This is a genomic window from Bradyrhizobium sp. LTSP885 (assembly GCF_000938305.1).
Lineage (GTDB): Bacteria > Pseudomonadota > Alphaproteobacteria > Rhizobiales > Xanthobacteraceae > Bradyrhizobium.
In genome coordinates this window covers 87,506-105,622 of the sequence record NZ_JYMT01000033.1, presented here as the reverse complement: position 1 = coordinate 105,622, position 18,117 = coordinate 87,506, and the positions used below count along the sequence as shown (strand labels likewise).

Annotated in this window: 22 protein-coding genes and 1 tRNA gene; 17 read left to right on the top strand and 6 right to left on the bottom strand. The window is 64.3% G+C overall.

What is annotated here, in order from left to right; all coding sequences use genetic code 11:
- Positions 1 to 98: 98 nt before the first annotated feature.
- Positions 99 to 350: a hypothetical protein gene (locus tag UP09_RS37705; protein WP_156164692.1), complete on the bottom strand. Its 252-nt coding sequence runs from the start codon at positions 348 to 350 to the stop codon at positions 99 to 101.
- Positions 351 to 821: 471 nt separating this feature from the next.
- Between UP09_RS37705 and UP09_RS20660 the strand changes: the two genes are divergently transcribed.
- From UP09_RS20660 to UP09_RS37700, 3 genes are all read left to right on the top strand, one after another.
- On the top strand, positions 822 to 2,090 hold the full coding sequence (locus tag UP09_RS20660; RefSeq protein ID WP_052833149.1) for a site-specific integrase: 1,269 nt from the start codon (positions 822 to 824) through the stop codon (positions 2,088 to 2,090).
- A 127-nt stretch (positions 2,091 to 2,217) separates the two neighbouring features.
- Positions 2,218 to 2,409, top strand: coding sequence for a hypothetical protein (locus UP09_RS20655; protein ID WP_156164691.1), 192 nt, complete (start codon positions 2,218 to 2,220; stop codon positions 2,407 to 2,409).
- 16 nt (positions 2,410 to 2,425) lie between these two features.
- Positions 2,426 to 2,677: a hypothetical protein gene (locus tag UP09_RS37700; protein WP_156164690.1), complete on the top strand. Its 252-nt coding sequence runs from the start codon at positions 2,426 to 2,428 to the stop codon at positions 2,675 to 2,677.
- A gap of 48 nt (positions 2,678 to 2,725) precedes the next feature.
- On the opposite strand, the gene UP09_RS20650 is transcribed toward UP09_RS37700, so the two are convergent.
- The 3 genes from UP09_RS20650 to UP09_RS20640 all read right to left on the bottom strand — a co-directional run bounded on the left by UP09_RS20650 (position 2,726) and on the right by UP09_RS20640 (position 3,987).
- Complete coding sequence (locus UP09_RS20650) at positions 2,726 to 3,136, bottom strand: hypothetical protein (RefSeq protein ID WP_156164689.1); 411 nt, start codon at positions 3,134 to 3,136, stop codon at positions 2,726 to 2,728.
- Positions 3,137 to 3,200: 64 nt separating this feature from the next.
- Positions 3,201 to 3,719 carry a hypothetical protein gene (locus tag UP09_RS20645; protein ID WP_044540113.1) on the bottom strand — a complete coding sequence of 173 codons (519 nt, stop codon included), beginning with the start codon at positions 3,717 to 3,719 and terminating at the stop codon, positions 3,201 to 3,203.
- A 191-nt stretch (positions 3,720 to 3,910) separates the two neighbouring features.
- Positions 3,911 to 3,987, bottom strand: a tRNA-Pro gene (locus UP09_RS20640).
- 69 nt (positions 3,988 to 4,056) lie between these two features.
- On the opposite strand from UP09_RS20640, the gene UP09_RS20635 reads away from it, so the two are divergent.
- The 4 genes from UP09_RS20635 to UP09_RS20620 all read left to right on the top strand — a co-directional run bounded on the left by UP09_RS20635 (position 4,057) and on the right by UP09_RS20620 (position 7,607).
- Positions 4,057 to 5,049 (top strand): L-threonylcarbamoyladenylate synthase, encoded by a 993-nt coding sequence (locus UP09_RS20635; protein WP_044540112.1) that lies wholly within the window; start codon positions 4,057 to 4,059, stop codon positions 5,047 to 5,049.
- Between the two features lie 67 nt (positions 5,050 to 5,116).
- Positions 5,117 to 6,544, top strand: coding sequence for an FAD-binding oxidoreductase (locus UP09_RS20630; RefSeq protein WP_044540111.1), 1,428 nt, complete (start codon positions 5,117 to 5,119; stop codon positions 6,542 to 6,544).
- A 17-nt stretch (positions 6,545 to 6,561) separates the two neighbouring features.
- A complete protein-coding gene (locus UP09_RS20625) occupies positions 6,562 to 7,005 on the top strand; it encodes a GNAT family acetyltransferase (protein ID WP_044540110.1) in 444 nt (147 codons plus the stop codon).
- A gap of 20 nt (positions 7,006 to 7,025) precedes the next feature.
- A complete protein-coding gene (locus tag UP09_RS20620; protein WP_044540109.1) occupies positions 7,026 to 7,607 on the top strand; it encodes an NUDIX hydrolase in 582 nt (193 codons plus the stop codon).
- Positions 7,608 to 7,765: 158 nt separating this feature from the next.
- Here the strand turns inward: UP09_RS20620 and UP09_RS20615 are convergent, their stop codons facing one another.
- Positions 7,766 to 8,524, bottom strand: coding sequence for an SOS response-associated peptidase (locus UP09_RS20615; RefSeq protein ID WP_044540108.1), 759 nt, complete (start codon positions 8,522 to 8,524; stop codon positions 7,766 to 7,768).
- Between the two features lie 62 nt (positions 8,525 to 8,586).
- Here UP09_RS20615 and UP09_RS20610 point away from each other — a divergent pair, with 62 nt between their 5' ends.
- The 5 genes from UP09_RS20610 to UP09_RS20590 all read left to right on the top strand — a co-directional run bounded on the left by UP09_RS20610 (position 8,587) and on the right by UP09_RS20590 (position 11,024).
- Positions 8,587 to 9,087 carry a hypothetical protein gene (locus UP09_RS20610; RefSeq protein WP_044540107.1) on the top strand — a complete coding sequence of 167 codons (501 nt, stop codon included), beginning with the start codon at positions 8,587 to 8,589 and terminating at the stop codon, positions 9,085 to 9,087.
- Positions 9,084 to 9,506, top strand: a complete 423-nt coding sequence (locus UP09_RS20605) for an NUDIX hydrolase (protein ID WP_044540106.1) — start codon at positions 9,084 to 9,086, stop codon at positions 9,504 to 9,506. Before UP09_RS20610 ends, UP09_RS20605 begins: the two co-directional genes overlap by 4 nt.
- Positions 9,507 to 9,581: 75 nt before the next feature.
- Positions 9,582 to 9,959 carry a TIGR02301 family protein gene (locus UP09_RS20600; protein WP_044540105.1) on the top strand — a complete coding sequence of 126 codons (378 nt, stop codon included), beginning with the start codon at positions 9,582 to 9,584 and terminating at the stop codon, positions 9,957 to 9,959.
- A complete protein-coding gene (locus UP09_RS20595) occupies positions 9,949 to 10,605 on the top strand; it encodes an HAD family hydrolase (protein ID WP_044540104.1) in 657 nt (218 codons plus the stop codon). Before UP09_RS20600 ends, UP09_RS20595 begins: the two co-directional genes overlap by 11 nt.
- 152 nt (positions 10,606 to 10,757) lie before the next feature.
- Entirely contained in the window at positions 10,758 to 11,024 is a 267-nt protein-coding gene (locus tag UP09_RS20590) for a hypothetical protein (RefSeq protein WP_044540144.1), read from the top strand.
- Positions 11,025 to 11,087: 63 nt separating this feature from the next.
- On the opposite strand, the gene UP09_RS20585 is transcribed toward UP09_RS20590, so the two are convergent.
- On the bottom strand, positions 11,088 to 12,422 hold the full coding sequence (locus UP09_RS20585) for a dihydroorotase (protein WP_044540103.1): 1,335 nt from the start codon (positions 12,420 to 12,422) through the stop codon (positions 11,088 to 11,090).
- Positions 12,423 to 12,550: 128 nt separating this feature from the next.
- Between UP09_RS20585 and ygfZ the strand changes: the two genes are divergently transcribed.
- From ygfZ to UP09_RS20560, 5 genes are all read left to right on the top strand, one after another.
- Positions 12,551 to 13,432 carry a CAF17-like 4Fe-4S cluster assembly/insertion protein YgfZ gene (gene ygfZ / locus UP09_RS20580; RefSeq protein ID WP_044540102.1) on the top strand — a complete coding sequence of 294 codons (882 nt, stop codon included), beginning with the start codon at positions 12,551 to 12,553 and terminating at the stop codon, positions 13,430 to 13,432.
- Complete coding sequence (locus UP09_RS20575) at positions 13,429 to 14,055, top strand: DNA-3-methyladenine glycosylase I (RefSeq protein ID WP_044540101.1); 627 nt, start codon at positions 13,429 to 13,431, stop codon at positions 14,053 to 14,055. Before ygfZ ends, UP09_RS20575 begins: the two co-directional genes overlap by 4 nt.
- Positions 14,052 to 14,663: a YfbR-like 5'-deoxynucleotidase gene (locus UP09_RS20570; RefSeq protein ID WP_044540100.1), complete on the top strand. Its 612-nt coding sequence runs from the start codon at positions 14,052 to 14,054 to the stop codon at positions 14,661 to 14,663. Before UP09_RS20575 ends, UP09_RS20570 begins: the two co-directional genes overlap by 4 nt.
- 125 nt (positions 14,664 to 14,788) lie before the next feature.
- Positions 14,789 to 15,295 (top strand): tyrosine phosphatase family protein, encoded by a 507-nt coding sequence (locus UP09_RS20565; RefSeq protein ID WP_044540099.1) that lies wholly within the window; start codon positions 14,789 to 14,791, stop codon positions 15,293 to 15,295.
- Between the two features lie 126 nt (positions 15,296 to 15,421).
- Entirely contained in the window at positions 15,422 to 18,115 is a 2,694-nt protein-coding gene (locus tag UP09_RS20560; protein WP_044540098.1) for a DUF2339 domain-containing protein, read from the top strand.
- Positions 18,116 to 18,117 lie beyond the last annotated feature (2 nt).

Sequence of the window (18,117 nt, the reverse complement as noted above, 5' to 3'; positions counted from 1 at the left end):
GCGCCCACGGCCTGCAAATATCCGCAAGGTACGTCGAACGACGTTCGCCGATTTAGCATAGGCAGCGCATAGATAGCGGCGCCGGCTTCGACTATGCCTCAGGTCGACTTGGGCGCGTGGGTAATTGACGACGCGCGATATTGGATTGAGCGGATGAGATCGCGGTGCGATTCCATCGCGAGTTCCGTACATCCCTTTCCGATGGAAACGGCCGTTGGTCTCATCTCGCGGCCGACGTTTTGATCTCGCAGCTCGGCGGCAAGCATTTCACCTGCGGTGGCGCGGACCTTCAAGCCGCCGGCGCGGCCCGCGACACCTACATCGCGGCGCTCAGAGCCGCCGACAATCACGATCTCGTACCACTCGTCGCGTTCGCTCGATCCTAGCAGGGCATCCGCCGTTCGATTTTCAAGGAGTACGGGTTGTCCGCCGGCGGCTTCGCAAAAGCGTGTCCGATCTGCACTCCGAAGCCGCCGATTACCGTACAACTAAAGGAACAAAGCTTCCCGGAGAGCAAATTTCGCATACACCTTGAACGGAGCGGCCGAGCCAAAGGTCTCGCGAATTCAAGAGTACCGCGTCCAGATGCCAAAGCGTAACACCGACAAGCTCGCCCGCGCGAAAGCACGCCCGGATCCCCTCCAATGGGGTGAGGACGAAGTGATGACCCTTGTCGAGGCAGCTGCCATATTTTTTCCACACGGTCCATTGACATTATCATCATTGCGCAGGGCAGCGGCCGCTGGGACTCTTGAAATCGCCAAAGTGGTAGGCAAGGATCTGACCACGCCTCGTGCCATCCGCAAATTGGTCAAACCGTCATGCCGGGCCGCAAAGCCAAGCCGCCACGTCTCTGGTTCCGAGAAGACGAAGGGTGCTGGGTCATCCTCGATCGATCAGAGGGAAAGCGACGGCAGATCCGCACAGGTTGCAGCCGCGACAATGTTGATGGCGCTGCGAAGGCGCTCGAAACCTATATCGGCAGACGGCACACAACCACAATCGGCGCAACTGACCCCGGCGTCCTCGCCATAGCCGACGTCCTTACAGCCTACGAGATATCCAAACGGCCCAAGGACGAGAATGACGAGCGAGCCTGGGCGCAGCACGATCTGCTTCTCATCCGGCTTCTCGATCTTAATTGCTTCTTTGGTGACAAGACGGTGAGCAAACTCAAGGCCCAGCTGTGCCGCGACTTCGTGGACTGGTCCACCGGCACGCCGAATGAAAACAACAGGCAGACCGGGCTTAAGCCACGTCAAGGCAAAGTTTCCGATCAAACCGCCAGGCGCCGGCTTGAGGATTTGCGTGCTGCCGTCAACGCGTACCATGCAGAGCACACGCTGAGCGTTGTTCCGAAGATTACCCTGCCTCCCAAGGCGGAAGGGCGCCACCGCTGGCTGACGCGCAACGAAGCCGCGCGCCTGCTCGGTGCCGCAATCGGCTACGTGTGGGATAACCAGCGAAACGCCTGGAAACGAAAGGAAGATGGCAAGCTATTGCGTCGCGAGCGGTGGATCATCCGGCGACGTTATCCGGCCGCCCGCTTTTGCCTCATTGGCGTTTACAGCGCGCGGCGCGAGGAAACGATTCGGCGCACGCAATGGCTCCCCACCACCACGCATCCCTGGATGAACTTGGACGCCATGGTCTATCAGGGCAAAGGCGCACTGGAGCGTTCAACCAAGAAGCGACGCCCACCAGCAAAGATCGCCAGTCGTCTGCGCCCTCACCTGGTCCGCTGGCACCAGATCGACAAAACGCGGTCAGGCGAGTTGCGCTCGGCCGGCATTCTGAAGAGCGACGAGCAAATCCGCTTCGTCGTCAACCGCGTGAACGATGGGCAGCCGCTTGCCGGCAAAATCCGTTCGGCTTGGGAAGGCATTCTGCAGGACGCTGGGCTTGGCGAAGATGTCGTCCGGCATTCGCTGCGCCACACTGCGGCCACGTGGTTGATGCAGGCCGGCGTTGATATGTGGGAGGCCGCTGGCTGGCTGGGGATGACCGTAGAACAGCTGGAGGCTAACTACGGCCATCACCACCCGGACTTTCAGGAAGAGGCGGCAGAGGCGTTTAGGGGACGGCGTTAGCTAACAGCGAACTATCCGCTCGGCAGCCCAAGACTCTTTTTCCACCGATATTTCCTCACATTGCATTTCCCGTCATTGACCCGCCGCGAATCGGAGCCAACCTCTACTGGGATTGGAGAAGACAGTCATGGCTATTGAGATTTTAGGGGTGCAGATCGGCGCGCAGCACCGGTCGGCAAAGCCGGACGAATGGAACGTCACTTACTCGATCGACGGCCGCCATCGCTTGATTCATGGAGTTAGCGCCCCCTGGGTTCGATCATCGATGGATGCGATGAAGGTGGCGAGACGCGAGCTCGGTCTCGAGGATGCCACGTAACGAACGGGAGTTCGAAGTGCCGAATATTCAGGTTCCTGGCGAGCGTCGTCGCCAGATCATTGAAGAGCATCGGTTATGGCAGCGATCGCTTCCGCGCATCCCCGGCCAGATCGGTGGTACCATATCAAGCTTAGTTGAAGGTCCGCCGGTCATCGTAACGGGTCGGATCGAAGCTTATTCAGACTTCAGCCCAGTACGATTTATTTCCGTCGACGAGCCATTCTTAAAATTCCTCGATGAGAAGGGGATCTCCTACGAGAAAAATTGACATGCCACCACATCGTGTTTTCCTGGGATGAAGCGCTTAGAGACGCCGCTAATTCTTTCGAATCTCGCGTGCAGCAATTTCTGCGAAATCGAGTAAATCACCCCAAAGATCAAAAATATCTGCTGTTAGCTTATCAAGGTGATCGGCGGTTACCGTCATCGGCAAGCGACGTGGCCTGCCCTTGGGCTGAAGCAGGCTCGCGAAGGTCATTACCATCGCCTTGCCATTCATTTCTTCGCCAATACCGGCGCCATGGATTACGTCATGACGCTGAACGCTAAGCTGGTCGATCCTCTCAAGTATCGATCTGAGCTTGGCCGAATGCTCTCCCGACAACCTAGGCAAAAGGTGCTGTCGAACGAACTTTGTCTTTTCGCCCAATTGGTGCGGGGTCTTTTGGCGCGCAGAACTGTTCGCCGCTGTCGACGACAAAGCCAACAAGTCCAGACCCGTCTCCATGCTTGACCACGTGAGAACAAATCGCCCCACGGCCACATAAAATCGCTTTTTGAGAGCGCCGGCTCTAGGCGCCATCGTTCGGCATCACGATCACGTCATCCGGCTCAAGGAAAATGCCGATACGATCGTCATATTCGCCGAGCTCGAACTTGGTGCTGGCCGCCCGATAAAAGCTGTCGCTGCACTTTTCAAAAATGGGCAGCGCATCATTCGGCCGTTCCGCGCCGAGATCGCCGAAGATTCCGCGGCTCGCGCGGCAGCGGATACGCTTCCCGTCCGGGCGATCAAGCCAGAAGTAGAGGCCGTCCAGCTCGACATCCGGCTTCGTGTTGGCGATCGGCGACAGTGCGATCTTGCCGGTATGCGGGAGAAGCCCCGTGAGGCGCTCGTGCATGCGCTGTACTTCGACGCCCTTGTTGAAAAGCCGGCGACGTAGTTCATTCCAGATGCCCACCGGAATAGGCGACGTTCCAGCCACAAAGCGCCGAAGGGTGCGTTCGTTGATGCCGAGTTCGCTCGCAAGGGATGACTGCCATTGTCCCCCGAACATCAAGATCGCGATTTTGATGAATAGCTGCGCCATAGCTTTTGGGCCTCCTTGCCCATTTCTGGCGGGGCAAAATCCCCATCCATTCGACAGCGGAACCGTTCCCGCTGCACTAATCGGCATGTAAGTCGGCAAACGATGAGCGTCAAGAACACCGGAAACTCGCCAATTTCGTTGCGCATTTCGTTGCGCATCGTCAGAGGCGAAATTATAAGATATTGAAAAGATGGTCGGAGTGGCAGGATTCGAACCTGCGACCCCTGCGTCCCGAACGCAGTGCTCTACCGGGCTGAGCCACACTCCGACTAAGAGGCCGGCTTATAGCGTCGGGTTTCGGGGACCGCAAGGCACCGTATTGAGGATTTAAGTCACAGTGGAAACAGGCCTGAAAACGCTCGTTTTGCCCGCCGGCCTCGCCGCTACGGCCACCGCCGCCGGCGTTTTGGCCGAGGGCGGGCTGGTGGCGTTCCCGACCGAGACGGTCTACGGCCTCGGCGCCGATGCCGGCAATGCCGCCGCAATCGCCCGTCTTTACCAGGCCAAGGGCCGGCCGGCCTTCAATCCGCTGATCGCCCATGTCGCCGATCTGGCCGCCGCCCGCCGGATTGCCTTGTTCGACGGCCAGGCCCTGCGGCTCGCGACGGCCTTCTGGCCCGGTCCGCTCACCCTGGTGCTGCCCAAGGCCCTGTCCTGTCCGGTGGCGGAGCTGGCCACGGCCGGCCTCGATACCGTCGCGATTCGGGTCCCCGCCCACAAGGTGGCGCGCGACATCATCAAGGCCTTCGGCGGCGCCGTGGTCGCGCCATCGGCCAATCTCTCCGGCCACGTCTCGCCGACCACGGCCGAGCATGTCCATGGTGACCTCGCCGGCCGCATCGACCTGATCGTCGACGGCGGCGCGGTCGATGTCGGCGTCGAATCCACTATCGTCGGCTGCTTCTCCGATCCGGTGCTGCTGCGGCCCGGCGGGCTGCCGCGCGCCGATATCGAGCAAGTGCTCGGCCATCCGCTGCTGTCCTGGCCAGCGGACGCGGAGAGCGACAGCGGCCAGCCGCTCGCCCCCGGCATGCTCACGTCGCATTACGCGCCACGCACACCCGTCCGGCTCAATGCCGGCGATGTCCATGTCGGCGAGGCCCTGCTTGCGTTCGGGCCAGCCAAGGTGGCGCGGGCCGAATGCGCCTCCGCCGTGATGAATCTGTCCCCGCGTGGCGATCTCGCCGAGGCCGCCGCCAATCTGTTCGGCTATCTTCGCACGCTCGACACAAAAAACGCGGATGCCATTGCCGTCATGCCCATTCCGGACGACGGGCTGGGCGAAGCCATCAATGACCGGCTGCGCCGCGCAGCCGTCGGACGCGCATGATCCGAACACGTGAGAGCCGGTTTTTCGAAACGATCAAGACCAGACCGGGAGTGAAAGACCAAGAACAATGAATATCGTCCAGCCTGCCGTGCCGCCGCTTCCGCCCGAATTGATCCAGAGATTCCGCGCCATCGTCGGCGAAAAACATGCGGTCACCGATGCCGCCGACATCGCGCCCTACGTCACCGAGGAGCGCGACCTGTTTCACGGCCGCTCGCCGCTGGTGCTGCGCCCGGGCTCGACCGCGGAAGTCGCCGCGATCTGCAAGCTCGCGACCGAGCACCGGATCGCGCTGGTGCCGCAGGGTGGCAACACCGGCCTGGTCGGCGGCCAGACGCCGCATAATGGCGAAGTGGTGGTGTCGCTGCGGCGCATGGACAAGATCCGTGACGTCGATGCCGATTCCAACACCATGACCTGCGAGGCCGGCGTGGTGCTGCAGGTGGCGCAGCAGCGCGCCGCCGATGTCGACCGGCTGTTCCCGCTGTCGCTCGGCGCGGAAGGAAGCTGCACCATCGGCGGCAATCTCTCGACCAATGCCGGCGGCACCGCAGCGCTGGCCTATGGCGTGGCGCGTGAGATGGCGCTCGGGCTCGAGGTCGTGCTGGCCGACGGGCGGGTGCTGAACGCGCTGTCGAAGCTGAAGAAGGACAACACCGGCTACGATTTGCGCAACCTCTTCATCGGCGCCGAGGGCACGCTCGGCATCATCACGGCGGCGACGCTGAAACTGTTTCCGAGGCCGCGCGCGGTCGAGACTGCCTATGTCGGCCTGCAATCGCCGGCGGCCGCCCTGAAGCTGCTGTCGATCTCGCGCAACGAGGCCGCCGGCAGCCTGACCAGCTTCGAGCTGCTGGCAGACATCGCGGTCGATTTCTCGATCCGCCACGGCATCGACATCCGCGATCCCCTGACGACCAAGTACCCCTGGTATGTGCTGATGGAGTTGTCGTCGTCGCGCGAGGATGCCCGCGACACGCTGGAGGCGATCCTCACCAAGGGCATGGAGGACGGCATCGTCGACGACGCCGTGATCGCGGCGAATTTGAGCCAGCGCCAGGCGTTCTGGAAGCTGCGCGACGAGATGTCGGCGGCGCAGAAGCCGGAGGGCGGCTCGATCAAGCACGACATTTCGGTACCGGTGGCCGCCGTCCCCGCCTTCATCGAGGAGGCGAATGCCGCCGTGGTGAAGCTGGTCCCGGGCTCGCGGCCGGTGCCGTTCGGTCATCTCGGCGACGGCAACATCCACTACAATGTCTCTCAGCCGATCGGCGGCAATGCCGCGGATTTCCTGGCGCGCTGGCACGACGTCAATGCCGTCGTGTTCGCGATCGTGCTGCGCATGGGCGGCTCGATCTCGGCCGAGCACGGCATCGGCGTGCTGAAGCGCGACGAGTTGCCCGACGTGAAAGACAAGGTCGCGATCGAGTTGATGCGCTCGATCAAGGCGATGCTCGATCCATTGGGGATCATGAACCCGGGAAAAGTACTGTGAACGCGCCCTCGACGACAATGCCGACTGCCGCCCTCTCCATTGCTCCGATTGCCGACAGCGACGTCGCCGATGTCGTCGCACTCTGGCAGGCTTGCGGCCTGACCCGGCCGTGGAACGATCCCTCCGCCGACATCGCGCTGGCACGGCGCGGACCGAATTCGGCGCTACTGGTCGGCCGCGACGCTGGCGTAATCGTCGCAACTGCGATGGTCGGCCACGACGGCCATCGCGGCTGGGTCTATTACGTCGCGGTCGATCCCGCTCATCAGGGCAAGGGCCTTGGCCGCACGATGATGGTGTCGGTGGAAGACTGGCTGCGCGCGGCCGGCGTGCCGAAGCTGCAATTGCTGGTCCGGCGCGAGAACGCCAAGGCGAGCGGCTTTTATCAATCGCTCGGCTACGAGGAATCGACCTCCGTGATGCTCAGCAAGTGGCTCGACGGCCGTGCGCCGACGCCGTGAGTGAAAATTAGGGTCCACGCATGAGCATTTCCGACCGCGTCCGCGTCAAGGACGTCCGCGTCCTCTCCAAGGCGCGCTACTTGCTCACCAGCACCACCTTCGACTATCGCCGCGCCAATGGCGAATGGCAGACGCAGATCCGCGAGACCTACGACCGCGGCAACGGTGCGGTGCTGCTGCCCTATAATCTAAAGACCCGCACCATCGTGCTGGTGCGGCAGTTCCGCTACCCCGCTTTCGCCAATGGCTATGACGATCTGCTGATCGAGGCGGCCGCCGGCATGCTCGACGACGCCGCACCGGAGCAGCGGATTCGTGCCGAAGCGGAAGAAGAGATCGGCTATCGGCTCGACCATGTGCGGAAGGTGTTCGAGGCCTTCATGACCCCCGGTGCGGTGACCGAGAAGCTGCACTTCTTCGTCGCCGAATACGACGCCACGATGCGCATCGGCGCCGGCGGCGGCCTTGCCGACGAAGGCGAGGACATCGAGGTGCTGGAGCTTGCAATCGACGAGGCGCTCGCCATGATATCAGACGGCCGCATCGTCGATGCCAAGACCATCATGCTGCTGCAATACGCAGCGCTGCATTTGTTTCGATGAACGCCTACGCAAACTCCGCCGTCGTCCCGGCGAAGGCCGGGACCCATAACCACAGGGAGAAGTTATTGGAGCACGCTGGGGCCACAGCATCGCGCACAACATGCAGCTGTGGTTATGGGTCCCGGGTCAAGCCCGGGACGACGAAGGATGGATTTTTCCTAGAACAACGACCCCTGCCCGTCGTCCTCGTCGGCTCCCGTCTTGCGCGGCGCCTTCTTCGGCGGCGGCGCCTCTTCGGCGGCGATCTCCTCGGCGGTCATCGGCAGCAGCAATTGCGGATCGTCATTGGCGAACTGGTTCACCCGCGTCGTCACCTGGTGCCAGGCGAACTCGCCGACCTCGGGGCCCTTCAGCATCGGCATGACGTCGTCGACGTCATTGGCGCGGCAGTCGAGCCAACGCTCGAACGCGTCGGGGGCGATCGTGACGGGGACGCGGTGATGCAGCCGCGCAAGATCGGGACTCGCCGGCGCGGTGACGATCGCGACCGTGTCCTGCTCCTCGCCGTTTGGTCCCATCCAGGTTTCGGTGAGCGCTGCAAAGGCTGTCGGGTGGCCGTCGCGGCGGTGGATGAAGAACGGGCGCTTGCGGCCGCCGGCATCCTGCCATTCATAATAGCCGTCGGCCGGAATCAGCGCGCGGCGCCGCTTGATCGCATTCTTGAATGCGGGCTTCTCCCGCACCGTCTCGGAGCGGGCGTTGATCAGCAGCGAGAAGCCCCGGGGGTCCTTGACCCAGGATGGGATCAGGCCCCAGCGCATCAATTGAAAATGCCGGCCGCCATTCTCCAGGATCACCACCGGGATCGGTTGGGTCGGCGCAACATTATGTCGTGGCGGAAAATTAGGCTGCTCGATGTAGCCGAACATCTGCCGCAGCGCCGCCGGCGGCGAGGTGATCACAAAGCGTCCGCACATATCCCGTCCAGAATGGTACCCGTTTATTCCGCTTTAACCCGGAACGTTAAAAACTGCGACAGATGACCTCAACGGCCGCCATAGCGGGCTCGTCCCCGCGACCGACGTACCCCGACGAGGCGCGGGCCGCGCAGTTGCGCGCCGGCAACATCAATCCCCGCACCGGGCTTGCCACCGACTACCTCAATCACTTCAACGAAGCCATCATGCTGCTGGAGATGGTTCCGGACATGCCGGAATGCGCCAGCGATTTCCTGGAATGGAGCCCGCTGTCCTATGCGGAGCATTTCACCGCCTCCAATTTCCGGGCGCGCGATCTGGCGATCGAGGCCTATGAGATGGCGGATGCGAAAATCCGCACCGAGTTCGACCATCTCACCGACAACATGACCCGGATCCTGACCGAGGTCGGATCGGCGATGCGCCATGTGCAGCAGGACAGGAGCCGGGTGGCGCTCGCCGAACAGGCCATCGACTGGGTCAAGCCGCTGGTGATGCTGACCGCCGGCGTGATCAACGGCGCCGCCGAGGCTGATGTCGACAGCATCATGGCTGGCGCGTGACGACCACTCATGACCCGTCCACCCGTCCGCAGCTCGCCGTCTCCGGCGTGATCTTCCGCGACGGCAAGGTGCTGCTGGTGCGCCGCGCCCGCTCGCCCGGCAAGGGCTTCTATTCGCTGCCCGGCGGCCGGGTCGAATTCGGCGAATCCCTGCACACCGCCCTGCATCGCGAGGTCGATGAGGAGACGGGACTCCGGATCGATATTCTGGGGCTGGCCGGCTGGCGCGAGGTGCTGCCGACGGGCCCAGGGGCCGGACACTACATGATCATGTCGTTCGCGGCGCGCTGGGCGTCCCGGGAGGTCGCGCTGAACGACGAGCATGACGATTTCAAATGGCTGGCGCCGGAGGCGATCGGCGACCTCAAGGTCACCGGCGGGCTCCATGAGGTACTGGCGGCCGCCCGGCAGCTGATCTGAGGCTGGTTTCGCCGGGTCAGCCGCCTTGCCTCGGGCGCATTGAGGAGGCATACCACGGCCGTTCCGGAACCCCTGATGTCCAAAGCATTTCTCGCCGTTTTGATCGTGATGTCGGCATGCCTTCTGCCCCCCGCGCGGGCGCAGGACGCGGCTGCGCCGTTCGATGGCGACCTGGCAAGGCTGGCCGAGATCCTCGGCACCCTGCACTATCTGCGCGGTATCTGCGGGTCCAACGAAGGCGCCAAATGGCGCAACGAGATGCAGGCGCTGATCGACGCCGAAACCCCCTCCGGTGACCGCCGCGCCCGCATGATCGCCGGCTTCAACCGCGGCTACAACGGCTTCCAGCAGACCTACCGCACCTGCACGCCGGCGGCCGTGGTCGCGATCCGCCGCTACATCGAGGAAGGCTCGAAGATCTCGCGCGACCTGACGGCCCGCTATGCCAACTGAACCTGCGATCTTCTTCGACCTCGACGGCACGCTGACGGACCCGAAGCTGGGGATCACCGGCTCGATCCAGTATGCGCTGCGGAAGCTCGACCGCCCGGCGCCCTCACAGGACGAACTGACCTGGTGCATCGGACCGCCGCTGCGGGCGAGCTTTGCGATGTTGCTCGGCGGCGAAGAGCTCGCCGACCGCGCGGTCGAGTTCTACCGCGAGCGGTTCGGCGATGTCGGGCTGTTCGAGAACGCCGTCTATCCCGATATCGAACAGGTGCTGGCGCAGCTGCGGCGGGCACCGCGCCGGATGTTCGTGGCGACCTCCAAGCCGCATGTGTTCGCGACGCGGATCGTCGCGCATTTCGGGCTATCCGGCTATTTCGACCATGTGTTCGGGTCCGAGCTCGACGGCACCCGTGTCAACAAGGCTGACTTGCTCGCCTATGCGCTCGAGCAGACCGGCGTCGATCCCGCGCGGGCACTGATGATTGGCGACCGCAGCCACGACGTGATCGGTGCGAAAAAGAACCGCATCCGCGCGGTCGGAGTCACCTACGGCTATGGCACTGCTGCGGAGCTGATCGAGGCCGGCGCGAGCCACCTCTGCGCCTCGCCGCGCGCGGTGTTCGACCATATCCACAGCTCGTTTGGCTGACCTCCGCGAGAGGCGCGGAATTCTCCTTTAAATGCCCAAACGCGCGTTAACCTTTCTTAAAGATATGCCTAGCCGGTCCCCACCTGCGTGATACATCTCGCGCATCTTGCCGCGGTTCGCTCCTGGACCGCGCATACATTTTGATGGGTTTCATGCGCCACCCAGCGTCCTTTTCCCTCCCCCACGATCCGCGCCCCGATCACGAGCAGAAACAGGCCGCGCTGACCTATCTCAACGAGGCCTGGGCGGAAGCGCGTCACGACGGCGTCGATGGCGATTGCCTGGCGCAGGCGAGCCTGTTTGCAGCGCTGGCCGAGCTCGTCACCACCTATGGTGAGGACGCGGTGGCAAAATTCGCCGAGGGACTTGGCGCGCGCGTCCGCAACGGCGAATTCTCGCTGGTGTTGGCCAGGCAGTAATCAAAGCGTTTTCGAGCGAAGTGGACACCGGTTCGCGTGAAGAAAACGCGTCAAAACTAGAGTCTACGACTTCAACGTCTCGAGGAACCGCACCGGCTCGCCGGTCGACGGCGCCGTCACCTCACCCTGCCACATCACCCGCTTGCCGCGCACGAAGGTGCCGACCGGCCAGCCCTGCACGCGCACGCCGTCATAGGGCGTCCAGCCCGCGCGCGAGGCGATCCATTTGTTGGTAATGGTCTCGCTGCGCTTGAGGTCGACGATGGTGAAGTCGGCATCATAGCCGGCGGCGATGCGGCCCTTGCAGGCAATGTTGAACAGACGCGCGGGGCCTGCGCTGGACAGGTCGACGAAGCGTTGCAGCGACAACCGGCCGGCATTGACGTGATCAAGCATCAGCGGCACCAGCGTCTGCACGCCGGTCATGCCCGAGGGCGAGGCCGGATAGGTCTTGGCCTTCTCCTCGAGCGTATGCGGCGCGTGGTCGGAGCCAAGCACGTCGATGATGCCCTGCTCGATGCCGTACCAGATGCCGGCGCGGTGATCGGCCGAGCGCACCGGCGGATTCATCTGCGCGTGCGTCCCCAGCCGCTCGTAGCATTCGGGCGCGGCCATGGTGAGGTGATGCGGCGTCGCCTCGCAGGACGCGACGTCCTTGTGGTCGCGCAGATAGTGAATCTCTTCCTTGGTCGAGATATGCAGCACGTGGATGCGCTTGCCGGTTTCCCGCGCAAGATTAACCAGGCGTTCGGTCGCCATCAGCGCCGCGGCCTCGTCGCGCCACACCGGATGCGAACGCGGATCGCCTTCGATCCGCAGCGGCTTGCGCTCGTTGAGGCGGTATTCGTCCTCGGCATGAAACGACGCACGGCGCCGGATCACCTGGAAGATCCGCCGCAGGCTCTCGTCGTCCTCGACCAGCAGCGCGCCGGTGGAGGAGCCGATGAACACCTTGACGCCGGCGCAGCCCGGCGCCCGCTCGAACTCCGGAAGGTCTTGCACGTTCTCGCGGGTGCCGCCGATGAAGAAGGCGAAATCGCAATGCATGCGGTGACGGCCGCGCTTGATCTTGTCGGTGAAGGTCGCCTCCGTCACCGTCAGCGGATCGGTGTTCGGCATCTCGAACACCGCGGTGACACCACCCATCACGGCGCTGCGCGATCCGGTCTCCAGATCCTCCTTGTGAGTCTGGCCGGGCTCACGGAAATGCACCTGGGTGTCGATCACGCCGGGCAGGATGTGCAGGCCCTTGCAGTCGATCACCTCGCCGGCCGAGGCCTGGCCGAGGGAGCCGATCGCGGCGATACGGCCATTGGCGATACCGACATCGCGCACGCCCTCGCCGTCCTGATTGACCACGGTGCCGGATTTTAGAATGGTGTCAAAATGCTGATTCATCGGTCCTCGACGCCCGCTTTTCCGCTGTCGCGCGGGCCTTGTTCGGTGCACTCTAGCGCCTTAGCTAGGCAGGGGATATCCGCGCCGGGCGTTTCCCAAAGGAACTTGGAAAAGAGCCAATTTTGCGAATGAAAGCAGCGTTTCTTCCAGATCGGGGCGTGGTCAAGGTCTCTGGCGAGGACGCCCGTAACTTCCTCAACGGCCTCATCACGACTGATATCGAGCAGCTGCGCCCCGGGCTTGGGCGGTTCGGCGCGCTGCTGACGCCACAGGGCAAGATCGTCACCGATTTCCTGATCACCGAGGCGCCGACGGGCCATGGCGGCGGCTTCCTAATCGACGCTCCGCGCGCGCTGGCCAAGGGGCTCGCCGACAAGCTCGGCTTCTACAAGCTACGCGCCAAGGTCGTGGTCGAGAACCTCTCCGACAGCCTCGGGCTGCTCGCGGCCTGGGATGGCGAGCCGGCGATGACGCCTGATCTCAGCTTCGCCGATCCGCGCAGCGCTGCGCTCGGCTGGCGCATCCTGATCCCGGAAGACCTAAAGCAGAAGCTCGCCGACCTGATCGGCGCCGATCTCGTCGACAGCGACGCCTACGAGGCGCATCGCATTGCGTCCGGCGTGCCGCGCGGCGGCCTCGACTTCATGTATGGCGACGCCTTCCCGCACGAGACCAACATGGACCGCCTCAACGGCGTCGACTTCGACAAGGGCTGCTATGTCGGCCAGGAAGTGGTGTCGCGCATGCAGCACCGCGGCACCGCGCGCACCCGCACGGTGAAGATCATCCTCGACGGCCCCTCGCCCGAAGTCGGTGCGACCATCCTTGCCGGCGACAAGTCGGTCGGCACCATCGGCTCGACCGCGGGCCAGAACGGCCTCGCGCTGGTCCGCATCGACCGCGTCGCCGACGCGCTCGATGCAGGACTGTCGCTGACCGCGGGCGGCCTCGGGCTTCGTCTCGCCGAGCCGGAGGTCGTCCGTCCCGCCCCAAATAAGACCGTCGCATGAGCCGTTCTGCGCGAGAACATCCGGACGGCAAGACGCGGTGCCCATGGCCGGGCGAGGATCCGTTCTATGTCGCCTATCACGACACTGAATGGGGCGTGCCGGAATATGACGACCGCGCGCTCTATGAAAAGCTGATCCTCGACGGCTTCCAGGCCGGGCTGTCCTGGATCACGATCCTGCGCAAGCGGGAGAATTTCCGCAAAGCCTTCGACGATTTCCAGCCCGAGAAGATCGCGCGCTACAATGCCAAGAAGGCCCACGCGCTGATGAACGATGTCGGCATCGTCCGCAATCGCGCCAAGATCGAAGGCACGATCGCGGGCGCGAAGTCGTATCTGGAGATCATGGAGAAGGGCCCGGGCTTCTCGAAATTTCTGTGGGATTTCGTCGACGGCAAGCCGAAGGTCAATCTGTTCAAGACCACCGCGAGCGTGCCGGCCTCGACGCCGGTCTCGATCAAGATATCCAAGGAGCTCGGCGCGCGCGGCTTCAAATTCGTCGGCCCGACCATCGTCTATGCCTTTATGCAAGCGACGGGCATGGTCAACGACCACCTTATCACCTGCTTCTGTCACGCGGCCTGCAGCGGCAAAGTCCGCGCGCCGCGGCTCAAGACGAAATGACTGCGCGTAAATCGACCGAATCCACCCGCGCCTGGCAGCGCATGCTGTCCGGGCGCCGGCTGGATTTGCTCGACCCGTCGCCGCTCGATATCGAGATCGTCGACATCGCGCATGGGCTGGCGCGGGTCGCGCGCTGGAACGGCCAGACCAGCGGCGCGCATATCTTCTCGGTGGCGCAGCACACGCTCCTGGTCGAGGCGGTGATGCGCCAGCAGGTGCCGCGCGTCGACACCCGCGTCCGCCTGGCCGCGCTGCTGCACGACGCGCCGGAATACGTCATCGGCGACATGATCTCGCCGTTCAAGGCGGTGCTCGGCGGCGACTACAAGGTGGTGGAGAAGCGGCTGCTGTCGGCGATCCATATCCGCTTCGGCCTGCCGCCCGTGCTGGCGGACGAGATCACCCAGCAGATCAAGGCCGCCGATCGCGGCGCCGCCTATCTCGAAGCGACGCACCTTGCGGGATTTTCGGTGACCGAAGCCAAGCGGCTGTTCGGCCGCGATCCCGGATTGCCCGAATCGACCGTGCGCGACTACCTGACGCCGTGGACGGCGGCCAGGGCCGAGAAGCAGTTCATTGAGCGTTTCACGGCAGTGCATTTGCCGTAGGATGGGCAAAGCGAAAGCGTGCCCATCCTAACGAACACGACGCGGATGGTGGGCACGGCGCAAGCGCGCCTTTGCCCACCCAACTGTAACCGTTATAATCCGGTCACTCGACCCCAGGGACCATCATGCTCCACGTCTGTTCGCTCGCCGCGCTTCCCGACACCGTCAGAGCCACCGGCGCCAGCCACATTCTCACCGTGATGGCGAATGTCGCGCAGGTCCAGCGACCGCAATCCGTGCTCGAAGCCAATCATCTGCGCGTGCAGATGGATGACATCACGGAGGCGATGGACGGCTTTGTGGCACCGACCGAATCGCATGTCGAAAAGGTACTGACGTTTGTACGAGGCTGGGACCGCCGCGCGCCGATGGTGATTCACTGCTATGCCGGCATCAGCCGTTCGACCGCGAGCGCCTTCACCGCGGTCTGCGCGCTGAATCCGCATCGCGATGAAATGGCGATCGCCCGGCTGATCCGCGAGGCGTCACCGATCGCGGCACCCAACCGGTTGATCGTCAGCCTCGCCGACAAGGCGCTGGGACGCGAGGGCCGGATGCTGCGTGCGCTCGATGCGATGGGGCCGGGCAGCATGACCGTCGAGGGGCGCCCGTTCCGCCTCGATCTGGAATAGCACGAACGTGCCACGCCCAACCGCTTGAACTTCCCGCCTCCAAGAGTGCACAAAGATGGGTGCACATCATAGATTGCGACGGGCGGCCGACTGGCCGAAGGTCCGGCGCGCTTTGCCGGAGGCCCAATGCTCGATTTCCTCACGCTGGCCGTCGCCATCATCGCGATCATTGTCGCGCGCAAGGCGCAGACCCAGATTTCGGCGCTGCAGAGCCGGCTGGACGCGATCGAGGCCACCGCTGGCGCCGCACGGGCGGTCACACCGCCCTCGCCGACGCCGCTGCAAGAGTTCGAACAGACGCTGCCGGCCACGCCTCCAATCAGGCAGGCACCACCCCCGCTCCCCGAGACGATCTCCGCTCCGCCGGAGATGCCTGCACAGGAGACTGCGAGCGCTCCGAGCGCGACGCCCCCACCCCCGCCGAAGCCGGCGCCGGGCTTTGAGGAGACCATCGGCACGCGCTGGGTGGTATGGATCGGCGGCCTGACGCTCGCGCTCGGCGGCTTCTTCATGGTGCGCTACTCGATCGAGGCCGGCCTGCTCGGCCCCGGCGTGCGCACGATGCTCAGTGGCCTGTTCGCGCTGGCGCTGCTTGCCGCCGGCGAATGGACGCGGCGCAAGGAGAGCATCTCGACCATGGCTGCGCTGCCGATCGCCAACATTCCGGCGATCCTCACGGCTGCCGGCACCGCAGTGGCATTCGCCACCGTCTACGCCGCCTATGCGCTGTACGATTTCCTCGCGCCGGCGACCGCCTTCATCCTGCTCGGCATGGTCGCGCTCGGCACGCTCGCGGCCGCGCTGCTGCATGGGCCGGCGCTGGCCGGACTTGGCATCGTCGGCGCCTTCGTCACGCCGATCCTGGTGTCGTCAGACAAGCCCGACTTCTGGTCGCTCTATATCTATCTCGCGATCGTCACCGCGGCGTCGTTCGGGCTCGCGCGCATCCGGCTGTGGCGCTGGCTTGCGGTCACGACGATCGCATTCGCGCTGCTGTGGACCTTCCCCTGCCTGCAATGCGGGCCGGAGATGGTCGCGCCGCACGCCTTCCATGTGATCGCGGGCTTCGTGCTTGCGGCGCTGCTGGTGGTCTGCGGCTTCATGTTTGGCCCGGCGGCCGATGGCGAAGAGATCGAGCCGATCTCGTCCGGCTCGCTCGCGGCCTATCTGTTCGGCGCTGTCATGATCGTGCTGAACAGCGCCCACGCCGACACTGCAATGATCACCTTCGCGCTGCTGGTAGCCGCCGCGCTCGTTGTCGCGTGGCGTGCGCCTGCCGCCGCAGGTGCGGTCGGTGCCGCCTCGGTCTTCGTCTTCATCGTGTTCGGCGAATGGGCGGTCCGCCGCAATGTCGACATGCTGGTGCTGCCGGGCGGCGCGATCCCGGGCATCGGCCCGTCAGCGACCGATGGTTCAGTCTCGCTGCATCTCGTGACCGCGGCCGTCTTCGCGGCGGCGTTCGGCATCGGCGGCTTCCTCGCGCAGATGCGCTTCGCCACGACGAAGATCACGGTGACCTGGGCCGCGGCGGCCGTCTTCACGCCGGTCGGGCTGCTGGTCGCACTCTATGCGCGCATTGCGCATCTGGATCGTTCGATCCCGTTCGCGATATCAGCCGTGCTGCTCGCTGCGGCCTTTGCTACCGCGACCGAGGCGCTGACCCGGCGCGAGGAGCGACCGGAGCAGTCTGCCTCGATCGCGCTGTTCGCGACCGGCGCGCTCGCCTCGCTTGCCCTGGCGTTCACCTTCGCGCTCGACAGAGGCTGGCTCACCATCGCGCTGGCGCTGGTGTCGCTGGGAACGGCGTGGCTCTCGGTGCAGCGGCCGATCCCGTTCCTGCGCTGGCTCGCGGCCATCCTCGCCGGCATCGTGGTGCTGCGCATCGGCTACGAACCGCGGATTGCCGGTGACGCCGTCGGCACCACGCCGATCTTCAACTGGCTGTTGTGGGGTTACGGCGTGCCCGCTTTGTCATTCTGGGCGGGAAGCCAGTTCCTCCGCCGCAACGGCGACGATGTGCCGCTGCGCATGGTCGAGTCGGCGGCGATCCTGTTCACGGTGCTGCTCGCCTTCATGGAGATCCGCCACGCCGTCAACCGCGGCGACGTGTATCGCGATACCGCGGGGCTGACCGAGGTCGCGCTGCAGGTCTGCGTGACGCTAGCGATGGCGATCGGGCTGGAACGGCTGCAGCTGCGCAGCGGCAGTATCGTCCACAATGTCGGGGCGATCCTGCTGACCGGCTTCGCGGGACTTGGCAGCGTATTCGGGCTGCTGGGACTGGAGAACCCGATGCTGTGGCCGGAGAATGTCGGTGGCAGCTTCATCAACCTGCTGCTGCTCGGCTATGCCCTGCCCGCCGTGCTGGCGCTGCTGCTGTCCTACGCGGTGGCCGGCCATCGTCCCACTGGTTATGCCAACACGATCGCGGCCGGCGCACTGATCCTCGCACTCGCCTATATGAGCTTTGAGATCCGCAGGCTCTATCACGGACCGGTGCTGACATCAGGCGCGACCACCGACGCCGAGCAATACACCTACTCGATCGCCTGGCTGATGTTCGGCGTGGCGCTGCTTGGCATCGGTGTCCTGGTCAACTCGCAGCGCGCGCGGCTCGCCTCCGCTGCAGTGATCGGCCTGACGATCGCCAAGGCATTCCTGATCGATATGTCGACGCTGACCGGTGTCTACCGCGCGCTGTCGTTCATGTGTCTCGGCATCGTGCTGGTCGCAATCGGCTGGCTGTATCAGCGGATCCTGTTCCGCCGGCAGGCCGCGCCGCCGGCGCCACCCCCGCCTGTCCCGCAAGCGGGGGGATAGCG